The organism is Nostoc sp. C96, from assembly GCF_059384975.1.
Genome location: NZ_CM182020.1, coordinates 4,954,209 through 4,974,072 on the forward strand (window position 1 = coordinate 4,954,209; position 19,864 = coordinate 4,974,072).

The following is a 19,864-nucleotide window of genomic DNA, read 5'->3' on the forward strand; positions in this document are numbered from 1 at the left end:
AGAGGTATATATAAATGGCTACTGAGTTTCCTACCCCCGTCATTCTTGGATATCAAATTAGCTCTCAACTGTATGCAGGTTCTAGAACCAGAGTATATCGTGCTATCCGTCAAGTCGATCAACTGCCAGTAGTCATCAAACTTTTGACCTCAGAATATCCCAGTTTTCAAGAATTATTACAATTTCGCAACCAATATACCATTAGCAAAAATCTCCAGATTCCGGGGATTATTCATCCCTTGTCACTAGAAACATCTCGCAATGGTTATATTTTGGTGATGGCGGATACAGGTGCGATCGCTCTCCGAGAATACATCAAAACTACCACTCTTTCCCTAGGGGAATTTTTAGCGATCGCCATTCAATTAAGCACTGTTCTCCAAGATTTACATCAACATCGCGTTATCCACAAAGATATCAAACCCGCCAATATCCTGATTCATCCCCAGAGCAAAAAGATAGAACTCATTGATTTTAGTATTGCCTCTTTGTTACCACGAGAAACTCAAGAAATCAAAAGTCCCAATGTTTTAGAAGGGACACTCGCTTATATTTCCCCAGAACAAACCGGGAGGATGAATCGGGGTATAGATTATCGGAGTGATTTTTATTCTTTAGGTATCACCTTTTTTGAACTATTGACAGGGAATTTACCATTTATTTGTGATGACCCAATGGAGTTGCTTCATTGCCATATAGCAAAAAAGCTAACTATATGGGAGAACAGGCCAGAGATACCGCCAGTGATTGCGGATATCGTGCAGAAATTGATGGCGAAAAATGCCGAAGATAGATATCAGAGTGCTTTGGGATTAAAGTTTGATTTAGAAACTTGTTATGAGCATTTGAAAAATACTGGCAAAGTTGAATATTTTGCCATTGGTAGACGAGATATTTGCGATCGCTTTTTGATTCCGGAAAAACTCTATGGACGAGATGTAGAAGTTACCAACCTACTGCAAGCTTTTAAGCGCGTAGCCAACGGTACAACCGAAATGATGCTAGTCGCCGGATTTTCCGGGATTGGTAAAACAGCCGTCGTCAATGAAGTTCACAAACCTATTACCCGTCAGCAAGGCTATTTCATCAAAGGTAAATTTGACCAGTTCAATCGGAATCTTCCTTTATTAGCTTTTGTGCAAGCTTTGCGAGATTTAATTGGGCAGTTATTATCCGAATCAGATACCCAATTAAACCAGTGGCGTAGCAAAATTCTCACAGCTTTGGGTGATAATGGACAAGTTTTAATTGAAGTAATGCCAGAACTCGAAAGAGTGATTGGTAAACAACCCGCCGCACCAGAACTTTCGGGAACCGCTGCCCAAAATCGATTTAACTTATTATTTCAGAAATTTATTGCTGTTTTTACCACAGCAGAACACCCATTAGTCATGTTTCTCGATGACTTACAATGGGCAGATTTAGCTTCTTTGCAATTGATTAAACTGCTGATGGCAGATAAAAATTATCTGTTATTGTTAGGGGCTTATCGAGACAATGAAGTATCGCAGACACACCCGTTAATTTTGACAGTTGATGAACTCCAGCAAGTTGGTAAAACAGTTAATACAATTACCCTTGCGCCTCTGATGTTGAGTAACGTAAATCAGTTAGTCGCAGATACACTGCATTGTACAACAGAGCGATCGCTTCCCCTCACCGAATTAATTGTCCGCAAGACCCAAGGTAATCCTTTTTTCATCACTCAGTTTCTCAAAGCATTATACGAAGATGGTGAAATTAAATTTAATCGTGAACAGGGATATTGGGAATGTGATATCGTCCAAATCAATGCCCTATCTCTTACCGATGATGTGGTAGAGTTTATGGCACAACAATTACAGAAGTTACCTGAAGAAACACAACAAATACTCAAATTAGCTGCTTGTATCGGTAATCAATTTGATTTAGCCACCTTAGCAATTGTTTCTGAACAATTACAAATGGAAGCAGCAACAGCTTTGTGGAAGGCTTTACAAGAAGGGTTAATTCTCCCTCAAAGTGAAGTTTATAAATTTTATCTCAACCATGAACAAACAGATACAAATACTCAAAATATTGAGAATTTAACCTATCGGTTTCTGCACGATCGCGTCCAACAAGCGGCTTACTCTTTAATTCCTGATCGCCAAAAACAAGCCACTCACCTCAAAATTGGCAAATTACTTTGGAGTAATACCCCAGAGCAAGAGTTGGAAACACGCATTTTTGATATTATCAATCAGCTAAATATCGGTATTGAATTAATTACAGAACCATCCCAAAAAGAACAATTAGCCCAATTAAACTTACGAGCAGGACATAAGGCTAAAGTTGCGACAGCCTACTCTGCGGCTGTGAGTTATTTAAGCATAGGTTTAACACTTTTAACAGCAGATAGTTGGCAAAGTCAGTATGATTTAACTCTACAATTTTATGAGGCTTTAGCAGAATCAGAATATTTAAACACTAATTTTGTTCAATCTCAACACTTCATTAAGCAAACGCTGTTATCGGCTCGTAACTCGTTAGATAAAATCAAGGTTTATGAAATCCAGATTTTATCTTACACAGCCCAAAATAACCTGATAGAAGCTATAAATACAGGGAGAGAAGCTCTAGAGTTACTGGGTGTAGATTTCCCGGAAGATTGTGATTTTGAGACAATGATTACCCAACATCAACAACTCAAAATTATTTTAGGCGATCGCCCCATAGAAACTCTTGCAGATTTACCAATTCTCCAAGACCCTCATCAATTAGCGGCGATGCGAATTTTAGTTGGTTTATTTGCATCTGTGTATTTAGCTAAACCGCAGTTGTTACCTTTAAAGATATTCACAATGGTGAAAATCTGCATTCAAAAGGGTAACTCTCCTCAAGCCGCTATAGCTTATAGTTTATATGGCTTATTCTTATGCGCTACTGGAGAAATTGATCGCGGCTATCAATTTGGTCAATTAGCAACTATTGTTTTAGAACAATTACAAGCGAAGGAATTAACCAGTAAAGTTAATCTCACCTTTGCTTTATTTATTAAACATTGGCAAGATTCTTTGCGTTCTACATTACCTGTATTTTTATCTGGTTTAACCAGTGGGCTAGAACACGGTGATTTAGAATATGTTGGTTATTGTGCTAATTGCTATTGCCAATTTTTATTTTGGACAGGCGAAAATCTCGAAATTGCCGAGGCTGAAGCTGATAAATACTGTTCGCTGATTGAAGATATTAAGCAAGAAGCTTCTTTAATTTGGGCGAATACATGGCGACAAACAGTAATTAATCTGCGTGGTAAAGCAGAAAATGCCAAAATACTCATTGGTTCTAGCTTTAATGAAACTCTAACTCTGCCATCTTTAATTCAAAGTCGTAATGTAAATGGAATTTGTTATGTTTATCTAGCAAAACTCTTACTATGTTATTTATTTGGTGATGTGGAAATTGCCAAAGATTATGCTAGTAAATTTGCAGAATATGAACAAGGAGCAGCGGGTTTATTGATTATCCCGTTGAAGAATTTTTATCAATCTTTGAGTTTATTGTCATCATATTCTAGTTCGGATACAGAACAGGCAACTGCGGATTGGGAGAAGATTACAAACAATCAAAAATCAATGAAAATATGGGCAGATCATGCTCCCATGAACTATCTGCACAAGTTTCAATTAGTAGAAGCTGAAATTCATCGGGTATTAGGCAAATACTATGAAGCTGGGGATTTATACGATCGCGCGATCGCTCTGGCTCAAACTAATGGCTATCTGCAAGAAGCAGCCCTCGCCAATGAATTAGCAGCGAAGTTTTACCTAGCTTGGGGTAAAGACAAAATCGCCACAGCTTATATGCAGGAAGCTTATTATGGTTATGCTCATTGGGGTGCAAAAGCCAAAACTGACGATTTAGAAAGCCGCTATCCCAATTTACTGCGTCCTATTTTCCAGCAGACAACACCAATTCTCAACCCATTGGAAACCCTCGCTGCTATTACTACATCCCATGTCTCGATTCATAACGCAACAAACACTAACACCTCTAATACAAGTTTGAATGTTGCTTTAGATTTTGCAGCTATTCTCAAAGCCTCTCAAAGTCTATCCAGCACAATTCAACTAGATGAACTCTTGCATCAACTAACTCAGATTATTCTACAAAACTCTGGGGGCGATCGCTGCGCCTTAATCTTGCCCAATAGTGAGGGAATATGGGAGGTGAGAGCCATTACCACATCCGAAACCACAGAACTTTGTCGCCAACCCTTGGAAGGTAGTTCCATCCTCCCCGTCAAACTGATTCAATACGTCAAAAACAACCAAGAAGTTGTAGTAATTAACGAACTCAAAACAGATTTACCTGTAATTGATGAGTATTTAGATCAGCGCCAACCAAAAAGTCTGTTATGCTTACCAATTCTCTATCAGGGAAATTTGATTGGAATTTTGTATTTGAAGAATCAGTCTACTAGTGAGGTGTTTACAAGCGATCGCATCCTCATTCTCAACTTCCTTTGTACTCAAGCTGCTATTTCCTTAGAAAATGCTCGCCTTTATCAGCAAGCTCAAGCTTATGCTCAAAAAGTGGAACAATCTCAACTCCAGATAGTACAAAATGAAAAAATGGCATCTTTGGGGAACTTAGTCGCTGGGGTTGCTCATGAAGTTAATAACCCGATTGGTTTTCTTTACGGTAGTATCAGCAACGCCCAAGAGTACACCCAGGATTTAATCGGACATCTTGAGCTTTATCAAAAATTTTACTCTGAACCTGTTGCCCCGATTCAAAATAATGCCAAGAATATTGACTTGGAATTTTTAGTTGCAGATTTACCCAAGTTACTGCATTCCATGACCGAAGCAACTGAGCGCATCAAATCGATTAGCAACAGTCTGCGTACCTTCTCTCGTGCAGATACGATCAATCAAGTAATGGCTAACATCCATGATGGTCTTGATAGCACCTTGTTAATTTTAAAATACCGCCTCAAAGCCAACGAGCATCGTCCTGCTATTAATATTCAGCAAGAATACGGTGATATACCTCTAATTGAATGCTTTCCTGGTCAGTTAAACCAAGTATTTATGAATATCTTGGCTAATGCCATTGATATGTTTGATGATATGGCGCAAGAATGCACATTTGCCGAATTGCAAACTCATCCTCAAGAAATTACTATCCGCACTCAAGCAATTGCTAACCAAGTTTACATCCATATTCGAGATAACGGTAAAGGGATGGATGCTGAAGTTCAAGCGAAAATTTTTGACCATTTATTTACTACCAAAGCAGTCGGTAAAGGTACAGGTTTAGGATTAGCGATCGCCCGTCAGATTGTGGAAGAAAAACACAATGGTAAAATCGAAGTCAATTCCATCTTAGGAAAAGGCACAGAATTCATCATTTCCCTTGCTATTACGACTAGTTGAAAATTTTTACCTCTGGGACGTAAAGCAATTTGTTCTGCCACTACGGCTAATACCGTTTCACTTTAAGTCAGCCCTATATTATGGCTATACATCGAGTCAAAGGCACGCAACGAAATTAAAGTGGCTGAATAGGGTTGAAGGAAATCTAGCTATTGCTAGATGTTATTCTCTGCCAAAACGCTATAGGCTACAATTGTTGAGCAGAGAGATTCGCCTGTGGATGTCATAGTAAAACGATCGCAAACACTTAAACAAGCCTTGGTTGATTTTGTCCTAGATGCTGAAGGCGAACTCGCACAAGCACTAGAGGTTTATGCAGCTGCGCAGTCGCGTCGGGGAAATGGCGATCATACCCAACAAGGTTTAATTATTGATAGCTTTATTACAGAGGGAAAAGTTGGGGATAATTCACCTATAGAGTTATTTATTGCCAGTAATGCAGATTTATCAGAGAGCGATCGCCATTTACTCAATAGTTGGCATCGTACCTTTATAGGTTTATTTACCATCACCCAGATTCTACCTGATGGCTTGGAACTGATGAACTGGCTGACTGCTAAACATTACATTGTCACTTCTAATAGTTCTGAAAAACAAAAAGAAATATCTCGTTTCCAAATAGGAGATATCTTACTTACCCGTATTTCACCCCTTACTGAAAATGAGTGGATATTTTCGGGAACTCACACTTTTATGGGTAAACTCGGTAAGCCAAAACTCGCTGTTGCAATTGGTAATTTTAAAGATAATTATAAAAGTCATCTTTACAGTGATGCACCCGACTTACTTGAAGAAGCATGGCAGTCAGTAGAACAATATCATCAGCAGTTTGTTGACTTTTTTGGTAGTGATGAAGTTACTTTGCCAGGATACCAATTAAATAAAAAAATAGTTGAATTTCAAGAAATTATTAGTAACAAATATCTCCAAGCAGCCGGACTGGATACTTCCAAATCTTTGGATGAGATAGCAGCAGAAGCAGGTATTAGCGAAGAGGAAATCGCCGCAGCCGCTAAAGAAGTTGGCGTTGACTCTAATGCAGTTTCGCAAATGCTGAATGGGAAAAATGGCAAGCAAAAAATGGTTGCTCCAAAGGTAGATTTACCTGCTGATTTACGAAAAGCTGAACAAGTCACAGCAATTTCTCATCCACGTTGGGGATTGATATTTTTACCAACATATACTAAATTTACAACTATTTTATTAGCTGAGGATTGGCAAAGTATTGCAGGTGCAGAAAAACTAATTCGTCACTACTTAGAAAATAAAAGTATTAATGCTTATGTTTGGCATCGGTTAGCCAAAAAATACCTCACTCAACTAGAAAAAGTTTTGCAAGATTTCTTGCAGAGTCCTGATTTTAGCCTGAGCAATGACTTGGATAAACTCTTACAAGAATTTGGTAAACCTACTGAACCAGAATTACCCGAAATTGCCAGTGTGCCTTTACATTTGCATAATTTATTTCAAGAAGCACTGGCAGAAGTTAATAAATCTAAACCCAAAGCTAAGAGTCAAAAACAAGCCGCAAAGGGTTTTCAAAGAGGTTAGTTTAGTTAAAGTGCATCTCAAATCCTGGTAATACATCTTCCCCAGAGAGAATTGCTGGTATTTGTCTTACCTCGACAGGTTTTTGGAGTCGATAAATTTCTACTGTGCCATCTTGATAATTAATCAGCCATCCTAAACGCAAACCATTTTCTATATATTCCTGCATTTTTTCTTGCAAAGATTTGAGCCTATCGGTTTCAGAACGCAGTTCAATGGCAAAATCGGGTACGAGTGGCGGGAATTTTTTGCGTTGTTCTGGAGTTAAAGCTTCCCACCTTGCCAATTTTACCCAAGCTGCATCAGGAGAACGTTTTGCACCATTAGGCAAGATAAAGATAGTTGAAGAACTAAAAACTTTGCCTAATTTAGCTTGACGATTCCAGATTTCTAAATCAGTTATTAGTTCAGCTTCTTGATTACCGCTTTCTCCCCCCACTGGTGGCATAATAATTAATTCTCCTGCTGCGTTCATTTCCAGGCTTAAATCACGATTAGCAATACACAATTGATAGAATTGCTCATCACTTAAATGCGCGATGGGTTCTAGATTGAGAACTACAGTATTCATTTAACCTGTCCTCGTGGCTTTTTTGCTAACTTCAGTTACTTTTGATTAAATTTTAACAGTGGAATATCAGAGATGATTTATTACATAAACCTTAAATTGTAGTAGTGTAGCCAGCCTAATTATTGATGAACGGCAAATTCCCAACTTTTTACAGCATTCTGGGGATTAATAGACTTAAATAGAGAGTTTTATCTGTAAAACTTAAATTTTATATTGTATAACTTGGTATAAGTTCTCAGGGTAAGAATATGGCTACCTTAAACCGCGTTCTGTTTATTCAAGATACAGTGCTTAAACAAGAACCAGTGCAATCAAATCAATTACCTAGCACTAAGCAACAAAGTATTCCCCTTGGTACGCTGCTTGTGCTTAAGTCTTATGAACTCCCAATCAATAATTCTGACCACTATAAATTATTTTTAGAAGATATTCAGTTTAAAGGGTTTAGTAGTAACTGGTTTGCTTTTGGGAAACACGCCAAAATTATCCAAGATGAAATTACTCCTGTTACGAGTATTAGCGCGATCGCCACTAAACAACAATCTAAGGATAGTGTAAAAGTTACTGTAGATCGTCAAAGTGTCGGGAATCAACAAGGTTTTCTCAAACTGGTGTTTAACGCAGACACCATCATTAAGCGCCAACCTGTAGATTCTAAGGTGCTGAATGATCAATCTAAACAGATAATTCCCGCTGGTACGGAATTAATTTTATCAACTGACAAACCGGACACTAATAATAGTGTGAAATTTTCCATTCAGGATAATCATCTCAAATTTAACCTGAAGGATATTGAATTTAAAGGGTTCTCTAAAGATTGGTATGTCTTCACTCAGCACGTTGGTATTCAACGTGTGGACTAAATCCATAGAGACGTTGCATTGCAACATCTCTACAAATCAGAACAACTTTCAAGTTGCTGAAACTTACACTCAGCACTCAGCACGGGCTGAACGCCCCGCTACCGCTAACAGCACTTATCTTTGAGTGGATACAGTTAATACCTGCGGTGGGGTAGCATCGGGAGGATAGAGAAAGTCTACCTCGACTAATCTGCGATCGCTGGCTTTCATATTCAATACTACCAGTGGCTCTCCTGGTTGACCCCGCTTTTGGACTAAATGCACAAATTTGGTTTGCGCCATACCCATATCATCTTTGTACCGTATCCGCACACTTCCCCGAAAGAATGTTTGGCGTGCTGGGGTGCTAAAAAAGCGCAGTCCAGGTTTAACTAACTGGTCTTCTTTAATTGGGGTTTGCATCGCCACCGCCACGGTTTGCGGTGTAGATGTATTGTTATATAAAGGTAACTTCAAGTTGTATTGAATTGCATAGTTGCCATGTGCGCGATATGCAGTGTCAGGATAACGTGCTAACATCGGCGCACTTTGAATTTGACTAGTCCCTAAAGTACCACCATGCAAGGTACTCAGCGCATAAGAAACAGCTTGTCCAGGCTGGGGAATTGTCAAAAATCTCGCCTTGGGACTATCTACTATAAATGCACGCCAAAATGAACCACCAACAACTCCCGCGACGCGTCCGTAAATCCTTGGCTTACCAGTTTCTTCTAGAGGCGTGGGTGTTTTATCGCGTGGTGTGGACAGTTCACCGTTATCTAATAAATTTTCCCACTCTGCCAACGTCGGCGCACGTTCACTACCATCAGCATTATCTTTGGCAAACATCGCTAAACTAGCGGCGTAAACTGTCCCATTACTCCGCAACCGCATTAAGGTAGAGCGACCATTTAAAGGCGGTGTTAACCCTTGCACAGGGATAGGAAGGTTCAGCAACATTTGACTTTGCTTCGGTGCAAGGACTATTTGTGCGGGGAATATTGCTTGTCGTCTTCCTCTAAGGATATCAGACATGGCGCGATCGCCTGGCCCGGCAAATACTTTCCCCGCAGCATCTTCAACAAACGGCGGTAACTCAATAAATGGTGCATCTGGTTGGCTTAAATAACTCGCCGCTTGCAAGATATTGACGGTGACTGGTTGCTCAGTTGGGTTATGCAAAATTATACCGAGATAGAGCGATCGCAAATTTTCTGGTGGGTCAGCCTTAGCGACATGGTGAGCAAAAATATCAAATCGTCCCCGAAACGGAAAATTTAAATGTGCTGTGGGTACTTTTTTGCCTTCTCCTGGAAAAGTAGATAATAAAATCCCTTCTTTCAACACTAATTCTGGACTATTACTATTAAAAGTTGGCACTGAATCTAACTGTCCTGGTAATGGCAAAACTTGTTGCTGTTGGACAAATTCTTCTGGTGGTGGTGTGGGAGGTGTTGCTTGAGCAATCAGTAAGCTGAGTAAAAAGGACAACATATACTTAGGTGACTATTTTTCCTACAAGACGCACACCATTTTATGCGAGTGCCAAATTGTGAATAATTAATAAGAAATCGGCAAGAATAGATACCAAATTTTCTTGATTTAACACCGGAACGTGAACAAATATACAACGAGTTGTCAGTTGATATTGGTGGAGATAGTCAAGAACTGCATAATAAAGTCCCTCACAAACAAATTTACCGCAGTCACTACTAATATCCGTTGCTACTGTTCCCGAAACTAATTTTTCCAAATTAACTCCGGTCGCCAAAAAAATTTCTCCTTGATTAGCACCCATCTCTACACTTAATCGCTGGCGACTCGCAGCCATGCCACAACAGATAATGTAATCTGGTTGCAACTCAGAGATTTTTTGAATTACCCAGGAACTAGCCAGCATCACATCTACAGGTAACAGCCGGAGAAATTTTACATCGTGGGGAATGGAATCAACTTGACTCACTTTTTGTAATAAATCATCCGATGAATTTGACACTTGATCGCTTAACCAAGTGTCAAAAGAAGTTAATAGAATTCTTTTCTTCATTAGAATTATTATTTAGAATAGAAAAACCCTCCATAATAAATTTACAAGGAGCAGGTCAATGCCAGTTATTGCAGTCGTAGATTACGACATGGGAAATTTGCACTCAGTCTGTAAAGGAATAGAAAAAGCTGGGGCAACTCCGAAGATTACAGATTCTGCTAAAGAGATATCATTAGCAGATGCGGTAGTATTGCCAGGAGTTGGTGCATTTGATCCCGCAGTGCAACATTTACGAGAACGGAATTTAGAACAACCAATTAAAGACGCGATCGCCTCTGGTAAACCTTTCTTAGGAATTTGTTTAGGATTGCAAATTCTGTTTGAATCAAGTGCAGAAGGAACCCAACCGGGACTCGGAATTATCAAAGGAAAAGTCCGCCGCTTTCAGCATGAACCAGGAATTACAATTCCCCACATGGGTTGGAATCAACTGGAATTAACCCAAGCAAAAAGCATTTTGTGGGAGCATTTACCTGCAAATCCTTGGGTTTATTTTGTCCATTCTTATTATGTTGACCCAACTGATCCGCAAATTCGGGCTGCAACTGTTACCCACGGTACTCAAACTATCACAGCGGCTATTGCCAAAGAAAACCTGATGGCAGTGCAATTTCACCCGGAAAAATCATCTAATATAGGATTGCAAATCCTGTCTAATTTTGTTTCTCAAGTTCGTGAACAAATTGCGGCTTAAGATTTGTGATTTGTCATTTGTGATTTGTCATTTGTTTTGTTACAGACTAATGACTAATGACCATTGACCAATGACTAATTATCATGAGCCTGAGAATTTACGGCAAACGTCCGATTAAAACCTTACCAGGAAAAGAAACCAGACCTACAAGTGCTAGGGTAAGGGAAGCTGTTTTTAATATTTGGCAAGGCGAAATTGCAGATTGTCGCTGGCTAGATTTGTGCGCGGGTAGTGGTTCAATGGGCGCAGAAGCTCTGTGTAGAGGAGCCAGCTTAGTAGTAGGAATTGAACAATCAAGCCGAGCCTGTGCGATTATTCAAGAAAATTGGCAGCAATTAGCTAACAGTGAACAAAAATGGCAGCTATTGCGGGGTGATGTCATTCAACAGTTAAAAATTTTGTCAGGAAAACAGTTTGACAAAATTTATTTTGATCCACCATATACCAGTGGATTATATCAACCTGTCCTAGAAGCGATCGCAGACTATGATTTGTTAGACGCTAAGGGTGAAATCGCCGTAGAACACAATCCCCAAGCCTGGACACCACCAACAATCTCCAATTGGGAAATCTCACGTCAAAAAGTTTACGGTAACACAGCCCTGACTTTCTACAGAATTATTAACTCCGCTACAGACAATGATGGGGATGTAGAATCATAAACTGCAATTCTACATCCCCATTACTCACCAAAATAGGCGGTTAGAAACCGCCCTGAAAATCTATCAACCACCCAATTCGTTGGGACGCTTGTATTGCTTGTATGCAGCGTAAAACAGACCAGCGAGAGTGACGACAATTAGACCAAGGACAATACCTGAAAGCAGGGGTTCAACCACTTTAAATCTCCTGTTTGCAATTATTAATGATTCATATCCCGTTTTTGATTTTACCAAATTACGGCGAATCCCGCTTACCACAGTGTTTTTGAGCGATAACCACTTGTAAGAAAACGGTCATCTGCGCTTGCAGTGGAAATCAAGAACTTTTAAGCTATGTGTAGGAAATGAAAAATTTTATAACCTTACACTTTCACGGCAAACCTTTTGGATAACCAGATTACCAAACCTGAAATTCTAATTCAGCGGATCGCCTTGCTGGCTCTAGCGATACTGCTAGTAATTCCATTGGGCATCTTTGGTGTTCAAATGGTACAAGCTTCAGATCCTTACGTTAAAACAGTTCTTTCCTTAACGGGAAACCCAGAGCAAGGAAACGCTATTTTTCAAATTAATTGTGCTGGTTGTCATGGTTGGCAAGCAGATGGGCGAGTTGGCCCTAGTTTACAAGCTGTTTCTAAACGTAAATCTCGTTATAAGTTGATTCACCAAGTTATTAGCGGTGAAACGCCACCTATGCCCAAATTTCAGCCTAGTACCCAAGAAATGGCTGACCTTTTGAGCTTTTTAGAAACCTTGTAAGGATTTACTTTTCTTAAAAGATATTTTAAAGATGTGGAAATTATTTTCTACATCTTTAATTTTTGTTAACCATATTTTGAAGATAACTGCGGCTGTAATGACATAGATTATGACAGTGTTAATTGCTTAAATCTTTCCCGCAACTGAGTTTATACTCAGCACTTGACTATGAGTGCCGAGGTGGTTGAATGTGTAAAAATGAATTGCGTGATGATGCGATCGCAGTTGGAATAAAAAATGACAGAAGTTCTCCAAATTGGCAACCGTGCAATCCAGGCGACTGAGCTAATTCCTTTGCTGGCAAGTTATCAAATGCTGCCACAATTACTACGGGAATTAATTATTGATGAAGCGATCGCAACTATAGAATGTACACCAGAAGAAATTACCCGCGCTCAACAGCAGTTTTATCTAGAACGACAGTTAAAAACTGATGCGGACATTAAAGCCTGGATGGCCTATCACGGTATCACAGTAGATCAATTAGAAGCTGTCACTATTCGCCGACTGAAAATTGAGAAATTCAAGCTAGACACTTGGGGTAACAAGCTAGAATCTTACTTTTTTCAAAACAAAAGCAAGCTAGATAAAGTAATTTATTCTCTGCTACGCACCCAAGATATTGGACTTGTCCAAGAGCTTTACTTTCGCCTCCAGGCGAAAGAACAGTCATTTGCAGAAGTCGCCAAAGAATACTCTCAAGGCCCAGAAGCCCAAACTGGTGGATTAGTCGGCCCTGTTGAACTACAAGCAATTCATCCGGGAATGGTACAGTTATTATCTAGCAGTCAACCAGGTCAAGTTATACCACCAGCCCGTATAGCTGAATGGGTTGTGATTCTGCGTTTGGAAAAATTTATTCCAGCCCAACTAGATGATCAGATGAAAGCAAGGTTACTGAATGAACTTTTTGAAGCTTGGCTACAAGAACAGCAAAAGCTGCTTTAGCCAGTCTTTGGGAGGTGAGTGATGGCGGGACATTGGCTTTGATGCTGCAATTTTACGACAAACTAAAAACTAATCCAATTAAGTCAGAAGCACTACGACAAGCGCAAATTGATATGCTCAAAGAGCGTGTTAGTTTGGAAGATAATCCCCGAATTCGTGGTGCTGCTTCTTCAGAGTTACATGAGTTGAATGAGCTTGATGAAGATGAATTATCTCATCCTTATTATTGGGCTGGATTTACATTGATTGGTAATCCTTAGTAGTATGACGGCTGGCTGGCGATCGCACTTCAGAGGTAAATTCTTATTAACAACTAACTAAATTGCTGGGCATAAAATCTAGCATAACGACCTTCTAGCCTTAATAATTCCTCATGATTCCCTGATTCGACAATTTGCCCTTTTTCCACAACCAGAATGCGATCGCATCTTCGCACTGTACTCAAACGATGGGCAATAATAAATACTGTCCGGTTCTGCATGAGTCTTTCTAGTGCTTCTTGTACCAAGGCTTCTGATTCGGAATCTAATGCAGATGTCGCCTCATCTAATATTAATATTTGCGGGTTGAGTAGCACAGCACGAGCGATCGCAATTCGTTGTCTTTGTCCACCCGATAAATTTACACCCCGTTCGCCTACCCAAGTTTCATAACCTTCTGGTAACTGGGTAATAAATTGATGAGCGTTAGCAATTTTTGCGGCTGCTATGACTGCATCCATCTCAAAACTGTCTTGTCCAAAGGCAATATTTTGAGCGATGGTTCCTGAAAATATCACCGTTTCTTGGGGAACAATGCCAATTTGTCGCCGCAGACTATGTAAGGTAACATCTCGAATATCAATATCATCGATGAAAACTTCCCCAGAGTTAGGGTCATAAAAACGGGGGAGAAGATTCACAAACGTTGTTTTACCTGCACCAGAAGCACCCACCAAAGCGATCGCTTCTCCTGGAGATGCTAATAAACTAATATCTTGAAGAACGGGTTCACCAGGTTTGTAAGCAAAAGAAATGTGGCGATATTCCACTTTACCTTTAACTGGAGGCAGAGCGATCGCAATTGTTTTTTCTACGACCCTTGGTTGAATCGCCATCAATTCAAACACTCGGTCTAAAGATGCTTCACCTTGTTTAAACTCATTGTAGTTGTTGGTCGTGTGTCCTATCGGGTCAATTAACAATGCAGCAGCCGCCAAATAACTGAAAAAATCTCCCACAGTTAAGTTGCGTTGATAAATTTGCCATGTACCCACCATCAATAAAGATAAAGCACTTAAAGCTTCTAAAAAACCAATGATGGGAATTTGGATAGCTTTGAGCCGTTCTGCGGAATACTTCGCTTTTAAAGAACGTTCGGCTTCATAACCAAAACGAGCAATTTCATAATTTTCGGCTGCAAACGCTTGGACAAGGCGAATTCCGCTGAACACTTCTGTCAAAATAGCTGATAATCCCGATACGCGATTTTGACTTTTAATAGAATACTTACGTAGCCGTTCCCCAAACCAACCAATTAACAAACCCATTAACGGTGCAATCACAATTGTTGCTAGTGTGAGTTGCCAATTCAAATAAATCATATAGATGGGTATGGCGATTAATTGCAACAAACAGGGAATAAAATCATGTAGTAGTTTATTGACAACTTCCCCCACCCGATCTACATCTTCTGTTAGACGGTAAGCTAAATCACCTGTTTTGGCTTGTTCAAAATAGCTTAAATCTAATTTTTGCAAATGGCTGTACACTTGCTTGCGGAGATAATAAGCCACTCTCAAAGCGACTTTAGCCATGTACATATCTTGTACGGACTGAAAAAAGCCACGTACCAAAAATACCAAAGCACAAACACCAGCTATTTGGGCGATCGCTACTACATTACCTTGGCCAAAAGGCGCTGCTAACTTACCTGCAAGATTAATTAACGTTAGTGTCGCCAGCACGTATCCAATAATGCCGATTAAGCCTTTGATAATGTTTGCCCATTGGGGTTTGATATATGGCAGTAGTTGCCAGTAATTAGAACGGGTTTTCAAGCTATGACTTCCAGAATATGATTTTACTTGGTTTGACGCTATCAGTTTTTGTGTAGTTTCAATTCACTAATTTTAAAATTGATTAATGTTTTTCAGATCCATAGCCTGGGACAATCCTCTGAAAAAAGTGAAAAAGATGCTGAACAGCCTATTGTGAGTATCTTCAGAAGATTAAGACATTAATTGAACCGTATTAGCAGATATAGATCCATACTTCCGCAAATATTGCCATTACAAGTTTTATCGGATACATTGCATCTAGCAGTTTTAATACTAAATAAAACAACTGTGTAAAATCCAAATATAAGACTCATATTTGATTTCTAAAAAAACTTAGTACATTTTTATACCTTCTTACCTGTTACCCGTTGAAAGTTCCCTTCCTATGCAAATCTTTTCAGGAATCAAAGCGGATTCCTATATTATCGACCACCCACTTATAATTATTTGGTAAATATTATGAAAAAATTGATTCAACAAGCTATTTTTAGTTTCATCATTTTTTGGTTTTCGCCACTATTAATCCCATTTATCCTAACCACAGAAAAAGAAATTATTACTGCTGATATTAAACGATGGGCTGAAGTTATAAGTTTGCCAGAGCAACACTTGTGGATGCAATTACTTGTCTTACTCTACAAAACACAAGAGTTTAGAAATTTGTACTATTATCGTCTATTTAAAGGTAATTTTAACGGGCGTATTTCGATGTATTTACTGAAAATACTTTACCCAGAATGTCCTTCTCTTTTCTTAGATTCTTCCTGTTGCATTGGTGCTGGTTTATTTATCCAGCATGGATTTAGCACTATTATTATGGCAGATATAGGTGAACAATGTTGGATAAACCAACAAGTAACAATTGGATATAAAGATAAATCAGGTCGTCCCAAAATTGGCAACAATGTTCGGATTACGGCAGGGGCTAAAGTATTAGGTAATATTCAAGTAGGTGATAATGTCACAATTGGCGCAAATGCAGTTGTTGTCAAAGATGTCCCTAATGATTGTGTAGTTGTGGGGATTCCAGCTGCAATTATTAGAAGAAATGGAGTCAAGGTTGAAGAGAAATTGTAAATTAGTTATGGGGATTGCTTGACGATGGATGTTGAGATTTATTTACATAAAAATTAAATCTACATAAATTGTATAGAAAATTATTATGTATCCAGTATGTCTTATAAATCAAAACAAGACTGCTATAAATAAACTCTGATATGTATGACTACTATTATATTTGATAGCAAATAGCACCCTATTGTGATTAATCACAATTTTAGATATAAAAATTTCATGAAGCTCAGTAAAAACCCTTGCTTGGAATTGCTTTATTAGATAAGAGTAATTAGTATCAATAGCTCACAAACAATCTCATCTTCTCCTAGCACCAGGATACCTAAATTGAGAGAAAATGCTTCAGTTACTTTCTCTTTTTTGATCGCAACAGTGGATTAATGATAATCTTTTATGTAATTTTTTGTATGTAATTCTTTTTGGGAGCAAGTTTGTAATCTTTACAATAGTAAATACAATGAAAAACTTTAGCTTGGCAAATATGTTACTGCTGGCTGGTGCTGGAGCAACATTTGTTTTTGCTGCTAGTCCATCTCAAGCAGCAGTGATTAACATCTCAGATTTTACTGGATGGCAGGGTATTGGCAATTTTAGTTTGAGTAATCAGCAAGCCGTACTTTCTTCTGATGAGGGAGTTTTGGATACTGCTGTAGAGTCATTCTTAGGACTACCTAACAGAGCCTTAGATACTTTTAACTCTCAAAATGTTATCAATGGTTCTGCAATTAAAAACATTATTACAGTCCAAGCAGGGGATGTTTTGAGATTTAATTGGCGGTTCCAAACCGATGAGTATCTAAGTTCTGTAGTTTACAACGATTTTTCTTTCTACTCTATTGGTACATCTTTGAATAGACTGGCTGATGTAAGCCAAGTGGGTAATTTTGGCCAAACTGCATCTCAGACTTCCTACACATTCACTACCGCCGGAACATATACCATAGGATTTGGGGTTGTAAATACACTTGATAGGTTTTTGGAATCAAGTCTAACTGTTCGCAATTCTAGTTCTCCTAGTCGCGAACCTGTTCCCGAACCGATGACTATTATCGGTTCATTAACTGCGGGTGCTTTTGGGATAGCTTTACGACGGAAGAGAAAGCAGCAAGGTGCTTTTCAATAAATCTGAGCAGCAATGCGCTTTTATGTGGATATCAGAGAGAGCGATCGCACATCGCTCTTATTTTATGAGTCAAAATAATTAGGGAGATTTCCCTGTTACCTATTTCCTGTTCAAAACTAGATACTACAAAATTTTTTAACTCATTGTACCTGTACCCAATTTGTGAGATTCTAGATAATCGCTGCTATCAAACTTCAACAAACTGGGTAAAAACTTAGATGTCTCCTTCACGTTAGTTAAAGATTAGCCCCTAGTAAATTATCAGACGTGGTGATTGATACGTCTGCTGAGATTGCCTCAAACCAGGTTTCAGGTTATCTAGAATTCCCAATAAATTGTAAAGGTCAAGTTGACCAAGAATTTTATGGATTTGGAGAATACAAAAAATACTGGTGCAGAACTCAAATAAATATGTATAAATTTTGCTCCAGAATTAACCATACCTAAACCCTTAACTATTATTTGACTATTAGGACAAAGACATGGAAGATAAGCTGATGCTGATGATTCCTGGCCCGACACCGGTGCCAGAAGCAGCCTTACTGGCCTTAGCCAAACACCCCATCGGACACCGTACCAGTGAGTTTAGTAACATTTTGGCAGAGGTGACAGCTAACCTCAAATGGCTGCACCAAACCGAAAGCGATGTATTGATGCTGAATGTCAGCGGTACAGGTGCAGTAGAAGCGGGGATCATTAATTTTCTTTCCCCAGGCGATCGCGTTTTAATTGGTTGTAATGGTAAATTTGGTGAACGCTGGGCTGAAGTTAGCCAAGCCTACGGTTTAAATGTTGAGACTATTACTGCGGAATGGGGTAAACCTTTAGACCCAGCACAGTTTGCTGAAAAACTGCAAGCCGATACAGCTAAAGAAATCAAAGCTGTTGTTATCACCCACAGTGAAACATCAACCGGTGTTCTCAATGACTTAGAAACCATCAACCGCCACGTTAAAGAACATGGTGAAGCTTTAATCATTGTTGATGCTGTAACTAGTTTGGGTGCATTCAACTTACCTATTGATACCTGGGGACTAGATATAGTCGCCTCCGGTTCGCAAAAAGGTTACATGATTCCCCCTGGGTTGGGTTTTGTTTCTGTGAGTGCTAAGGCATGGGAAGCTTATAAAACAGCTAAATTGCCAAAATATTATTTAGATTTAGGGAAATACCGGAAATCTGCGGCTAAAAATACCACTCCTTTCACTCCCCCAGTGAATTTAATTGTGGCGCTGCATACTACCTTGGGGATGATGAAAGCAGAAGGTTTAGAATCCATTTTTGGCAGACATGAACGGCAAAAGAATGCTACCCGTGCAGCTATTAAAGGATTAAACTTACCGTTGTTTGCCGCAGATAGCTATGCTAGTCCAGCAATTACAGCAGTAGCACCGCCAGATATTGAAGCGGATAAAATTCGTTCGTTAATGAACAAGCGTTTTGATATTGCTTTAGCCGGTGGTCAAGACCATTTGAAAAATAAAATTTTCCGTATTGGTCACTTGGGCTTTGTCAGCGATCGCGATATCCTTAGCTGCATAGCATCCCTAGAAGTTGTGCTGTTAGAACTAGGCTATGAAAACTTTACTCCTGGTGCTGGTGTAGCGGCAGCAGCTAGAGTACTCAATGGTTAACAGTTAATCATTAATGGTCAATCGTCAATGGTTGAAAACTAAAGATAAATGACCAAAATTAAAAGAGCGAGTAGAATAACCATCTTTAACTCGCTCTTTCAACCTGCATTTAAATAAGTAGGATTGGTAAAAGTTAATTGTCCTATCTATCAGCCTCGTTCCTAGGCAGGGTGGATGTGACATACCTTAATTCTCCCCCATGAGCATTCATACTTAAACAGTTTCTAGCCAATCATAAATTTGTTCTAACTGTTCCATCGTAATCAACCCATACTGCCAAAGAATCATCGGCAAAGGCCCAGGATCTTGTTCCCGATGCCGTAAAGCTACTGCTAGAGATGCTGCCGAAATTGACAAATCTTCCTGTAAAAAATGAATCAGTCGTGAATATGTTGATGGTGACATTTGTAACTCACCTCCTTGTTTAGTTTGTATGGTCATATATCTATTCACCATTCCTCTTTTGTCCGCAGCTACTACTTCAGTTGAGACTATGCAATTACCGGATTAAGATCCCAAAAT

17 protein-coding genes are annotated in these 19,864 nt (G+C 39.2%); 11 read left to right on the plus strand and 6 right to left on the minus strand.

The window, feature by feature from the left end:
• Window positions 1–14 precede the first annotated feature (14 nt).
• A complete protein-coding gene (locus AC504W_RS21195; protein ID WP_494874190.1) occupies window positions 15–5,402 on the plus strand; it encodes a trifunctional serine/threonine-protein kinase/ATP-binding protein/sensor histidine kinase in 5,388 nt (1,795 codons plus the stop codon).
• A gap of 216 nt (window positions 5,403–5,618) precedes the next feature.
• Window positions 5,619–6,953, plus strand: coding sequence for a hypothetical protein (locus tag AC504W_RS21200; protein ID WP_494874192.1), 1,335 nt, complete (start codon window positions 5,619–5,621; stop codon window positions 6,951–6,953).
• Between the two features lies 1 nt (window position 6,954).
• Here the strand turns inward: AC504W_RS21200 and AC504W_RS21205 are convergent, their stop codons facing one another.
• The gene (locus AC504W_RS21205) at window positions 6,955–7,521 is read right to left on the minus strand and encodes a Uma2 family endonuclease (protein WP_494874193.1); all 567 of its coding nucleotides are present in this window, start codon (window positions 7,519–7,521) and stop codon (window positions 6,955–6,957) included.
• Between the two features lie 248 nt (window positions 7,522–7,769).
• Here AC504W_RS21205 and AC504W_RS21210 point away from each other — a divergent pair, with 248 nt between their 5' ends.
• Window positions 7,770–8,384: a hypothetical protein gene (locus AC504W_RS21210; protein ID WP_494874195.1), complete on the plus strand. Its 615-nt coding sequence runs from the start codon at window positions 7,770–7,772 to the stop codon at window positions 8,382–8,384.
• 114 nt (window positions 8,385–8,498) lie between these two features.
• Here AC504W_RS21210 and AC504W_RS21215 read toward each other — a convergent pair whose 3' ends face one another.
• Together AC504W_RS21215 and AC504W_RS21220 are read right to left on the minus strand one after the other, a co-directional pair.
• A complete protein-coding gene (locus AC504W_RS21215) occupies window positions 8,499–9,857 on the minus strand; it encodes a DUF3370 domain-containing protein (RefSeq protein WP_494874197.1) in 1,359 nt (452 codons plus the stop codon).
• Window positions 9,858–9,897: 40 nt separating this feature from the next.
• Window positions 9,898–10,410: a pyroglutamyl-peptidase I family protein gene (locus AC504W_RS21220; RefSeq protein WP_494874198.1), complete on the minus strand. Its 513-nt coding sequence runs from the start codon at window positions 10,408–10,410 to the stop codon at window positions 9,898–9,900.
• Window positions 10,411–10,468: 58 nt separating this feature from the next.
• Between AC504W_RS21220 and hisH the strand changes: the two genes are divergently transcribed.
• On the plus strand, window positions 10,469–11,104 hold the full coding sequence (hisH, locus tag AC504W_RS21225) for an imidazole glycerol phosphate synthase subunit HisH (RefSeq protein ID WP_494874199.1): 636 nt from the start codon (window positions 10,469–10,471) through the stop codon (window positions 11,102–11,104).
• A gap of 83 nt (window positions 11,105–11,187) precedes the next feature.
• Window positions 11,188–11,766 (plus strand): 16S rRNA (guanine(966)-N(2))-methyltransferase RsmD, encoded by a 579-nt coding sequence (gene rsmD / locus AC504W_RS21230; RefSeq protein ID WP_494874200.1) that lies wholly within the window; start codon window positions 11,188–11,190, stop codon window positions 11,764–11,766.
• 63 nt (window positions 11,767–11,829) lie between these two features.
• Here rsmD and petG read toward each other — a convergent pair whose 3' ends face one another.
• Window positions 11,830–11,943, minus strand: coding sequence for a cytochrome b6-f complex subunit V (petG, locus tag AC504W_RS21235; RefSeq protein ID WP_010995538.1), 114 nt, complete (start codon window positions 11,941–11,943; stop codon window positions 11,830–11,832).
• A 207-nt stretch (window positions 11,944–12,150) separates the two neighbouring features.
• On the opposite strand from petG, the gene AC504W_RS21240 reads away from it, so the two are divergent.
• From AC504W_RS21240 to AC504W_RS21250, 3 genes are all read left to right on the plus strand, one after another.
• Window positions 12,151–12,525, plus strand: coding sequence for a c-type cytochrome (locus AC504W_RS21240; RefSeq protein WP_015113038.1), 375 nt, complete (start codon window positions 12,151–12,153; stop codon window positions 12,523–12,525).
• 237 nt (window positions 12,526–12,762) lie between these two features.
• On the plus strand, window positions 12,763–13,473 hold the full coding sequence (locus tag AC504W_RS21245) for a peptidylprolyl isomerase (RefSeq protein ID WP_494874201.1): 711 nt from the start codon (window positions 12,763–12,765) through the stop codon (window positions 13,471–13,473).
• Entirely contained in the window at window positions 13,443–13,733 is a 291-nt protein-coding gene (locus AC504W_RS21250) for a CHAT domain-containing protein (RefSeq protein ID WP_494874203.1), read from the plus strand. The genes AC504W_RS21245 and AC504W_RS21250 overlap by 31 nt, the downstream gene beginning before the upstream one ends.
• 53 nt (window positions 13,734–13,786) lie before the next feature.
• Here AC504W_RS21250 and AC504W_RS21255 read toward each other — a convergent pair whose 3' ends face one another.
• Complete coding sequence (locus AC504W_RS21255) at window positions 13,787–15,511, minus strand: ABC transporter ATP-binding protein (protein ID WP_494874205.1); 1,725 nt, start codon at window positions 15,509–15,511, stop codon at window positions 13,787–13,789.
• Between the two features lie 459 nt (window positions 15,512–15,970).
• Between AC504W_RS21255 and AC504W_RS21260 the strand changes: the two genes are divergently transcribed.
• The 3 genes from AC504W_RS21260 (at window position 15,971) to AC504W_RS21270 (ending at window position 19,342) form a co-directional block, all read left to right on the plus strand.
• On the plus strand, window positions 15,971–16,588 hold the full coding sequence (locus AC504W_RS21260) for a serine O-acetyltransferase (RefSeq protein WP_494874206.1): 618 nt from the start codon (window positions 15,971–15,973) through the stop codon (window positions 16,586–16,588).
• 454 nt (window positions 16,589–17,042) lie between these two features.
• Window positions 17,043–17,708, plus strand: a complete 666-nt coding sequence (locus AC504W_RS21265) for a PEP-CTERM sorting domain-containing protein (RefSeq protein ID WP_494874208.1) — start codon at window positions 17,043–17,045, stop codon at window positions 17,706–17,708.
• 482 nt (window positions 17,709–18,190) lie between these two features.
• Window positions 18,191–19,342, plus strand: coding sequence for a pyridoxal-phosphate-dependent aminotransferase family protein (locus tag AC504W_RS21270; RefSeq protein ID WP_494874209.1), 1,152 nt, complete (start codon window positions 18,191–18,193; stop codon window positions 19,340–19,342).
• A 213-nt stretch (window positions 19,343–19,555) separates the two neighbouring features.
• Here the strand turns inward: AC504W_RS21270 and AC504W_RS21275 are convergent, their stop codons facing one another.
• Window positions 19,556–19,783, minus strand: coding sequence for a DUF2949 domain-containing protein (locus tag AC504W_RS21275; RefSeq protein ID WP_044499903.1), 228 nt, complete (start codon window positions 19,781–19,783; stop codon window positions 19,556–19,558).
• Window positions 19,784–19,864: the final 81 nt, after the last annotated feature.

Excerpts from the sequence above, each read along its gene's own strand:
- AC504W_RS21195 (WP_494874190.1), top strand. The coding sequence starts at position 15 with ATGGCTACTGAGTTTCCTACCCCCGTCATTCTTGGATATCAAATTAGC.
- AC504W_RS21205 (WP_494874193.1), bottom strand. The coding sequence starts at position 7,521 with ATGAATACTGTAGTTCTCAATCTAGAACCCATCGCGCATTTAAGTGAT.
- AC504W_RS21210 (WP_494874195.1), top strand. The coding sequence starts at position 7,770 with ATGGCTACCTTAAACCGCGTTCTGTTTATTCAAGATACAGTGCTTAAA.
- AC504W_RS21215 (WP_494874197.1), bottom strand. The coding sequence starts at position 9,857 with ATGTTGTCCTTTTTACTCAGCTTACTGATTGCTCAAGCAACACCTCCC.
- AC504W_RS21220 (WP_494874198.1), bottom strand. The coding sequence starts at position 10,410 with ATGAAGAAAAGAATTCTATTAACTTCTTTTGACACTTGGTTAAGCGAT.
- hisH (WP_494874199.1), top strand. The coding sequence starts at position 10,469 with ATGCCAGTTATTGCAGTCGTAGATTACGACATGGGAAATTTGCACTCA.
- rsmD (WP_494874200.1), top strand. The coding sequence starts at position 11,188 with ATGAGCCTGAGAATTTACGGCAAACGTCCGATTAAAACCTTACCAGGA.
- AC504W_RS21245 (WP_494874201.1), top strand. The coding sequence starts at position 12,763 with ATGACAGAAGTTCTCCAAATTGGCAACCGTGCAATCCAGGCGACTGAG.
- AC504W_RS21260 (WP_494874206.1), top strand. The coding sequence starts at position 15,971 with ATGAAAAAATTGATTCAACAAGCTATTTTTAGTTTCATCATTTTTTGG.
- AC504W_RS21265 (WP_494874208.1), top strand. The coding sequence starts at position 17,043 with ATGAAAAACTTTAGCTTGGCAAATATGTTACTGCTGGCTGGTGCTGGA.
- AC504W_RS21270 (WP_494874209.1), top strand. The coding sequence starts at position 18,191 with ATGGAAGATAAGCTGATGCTGATGATTCCTGGCCCGACACCGGTGCCA.
- AC504W_RS21275 (WP_044499903.1), bottom strand. The coding sequence starts at position 19,783 with ATGACCATACAAACTAAACAAGGAGGTGAGTTACAAATGTCACCATCA.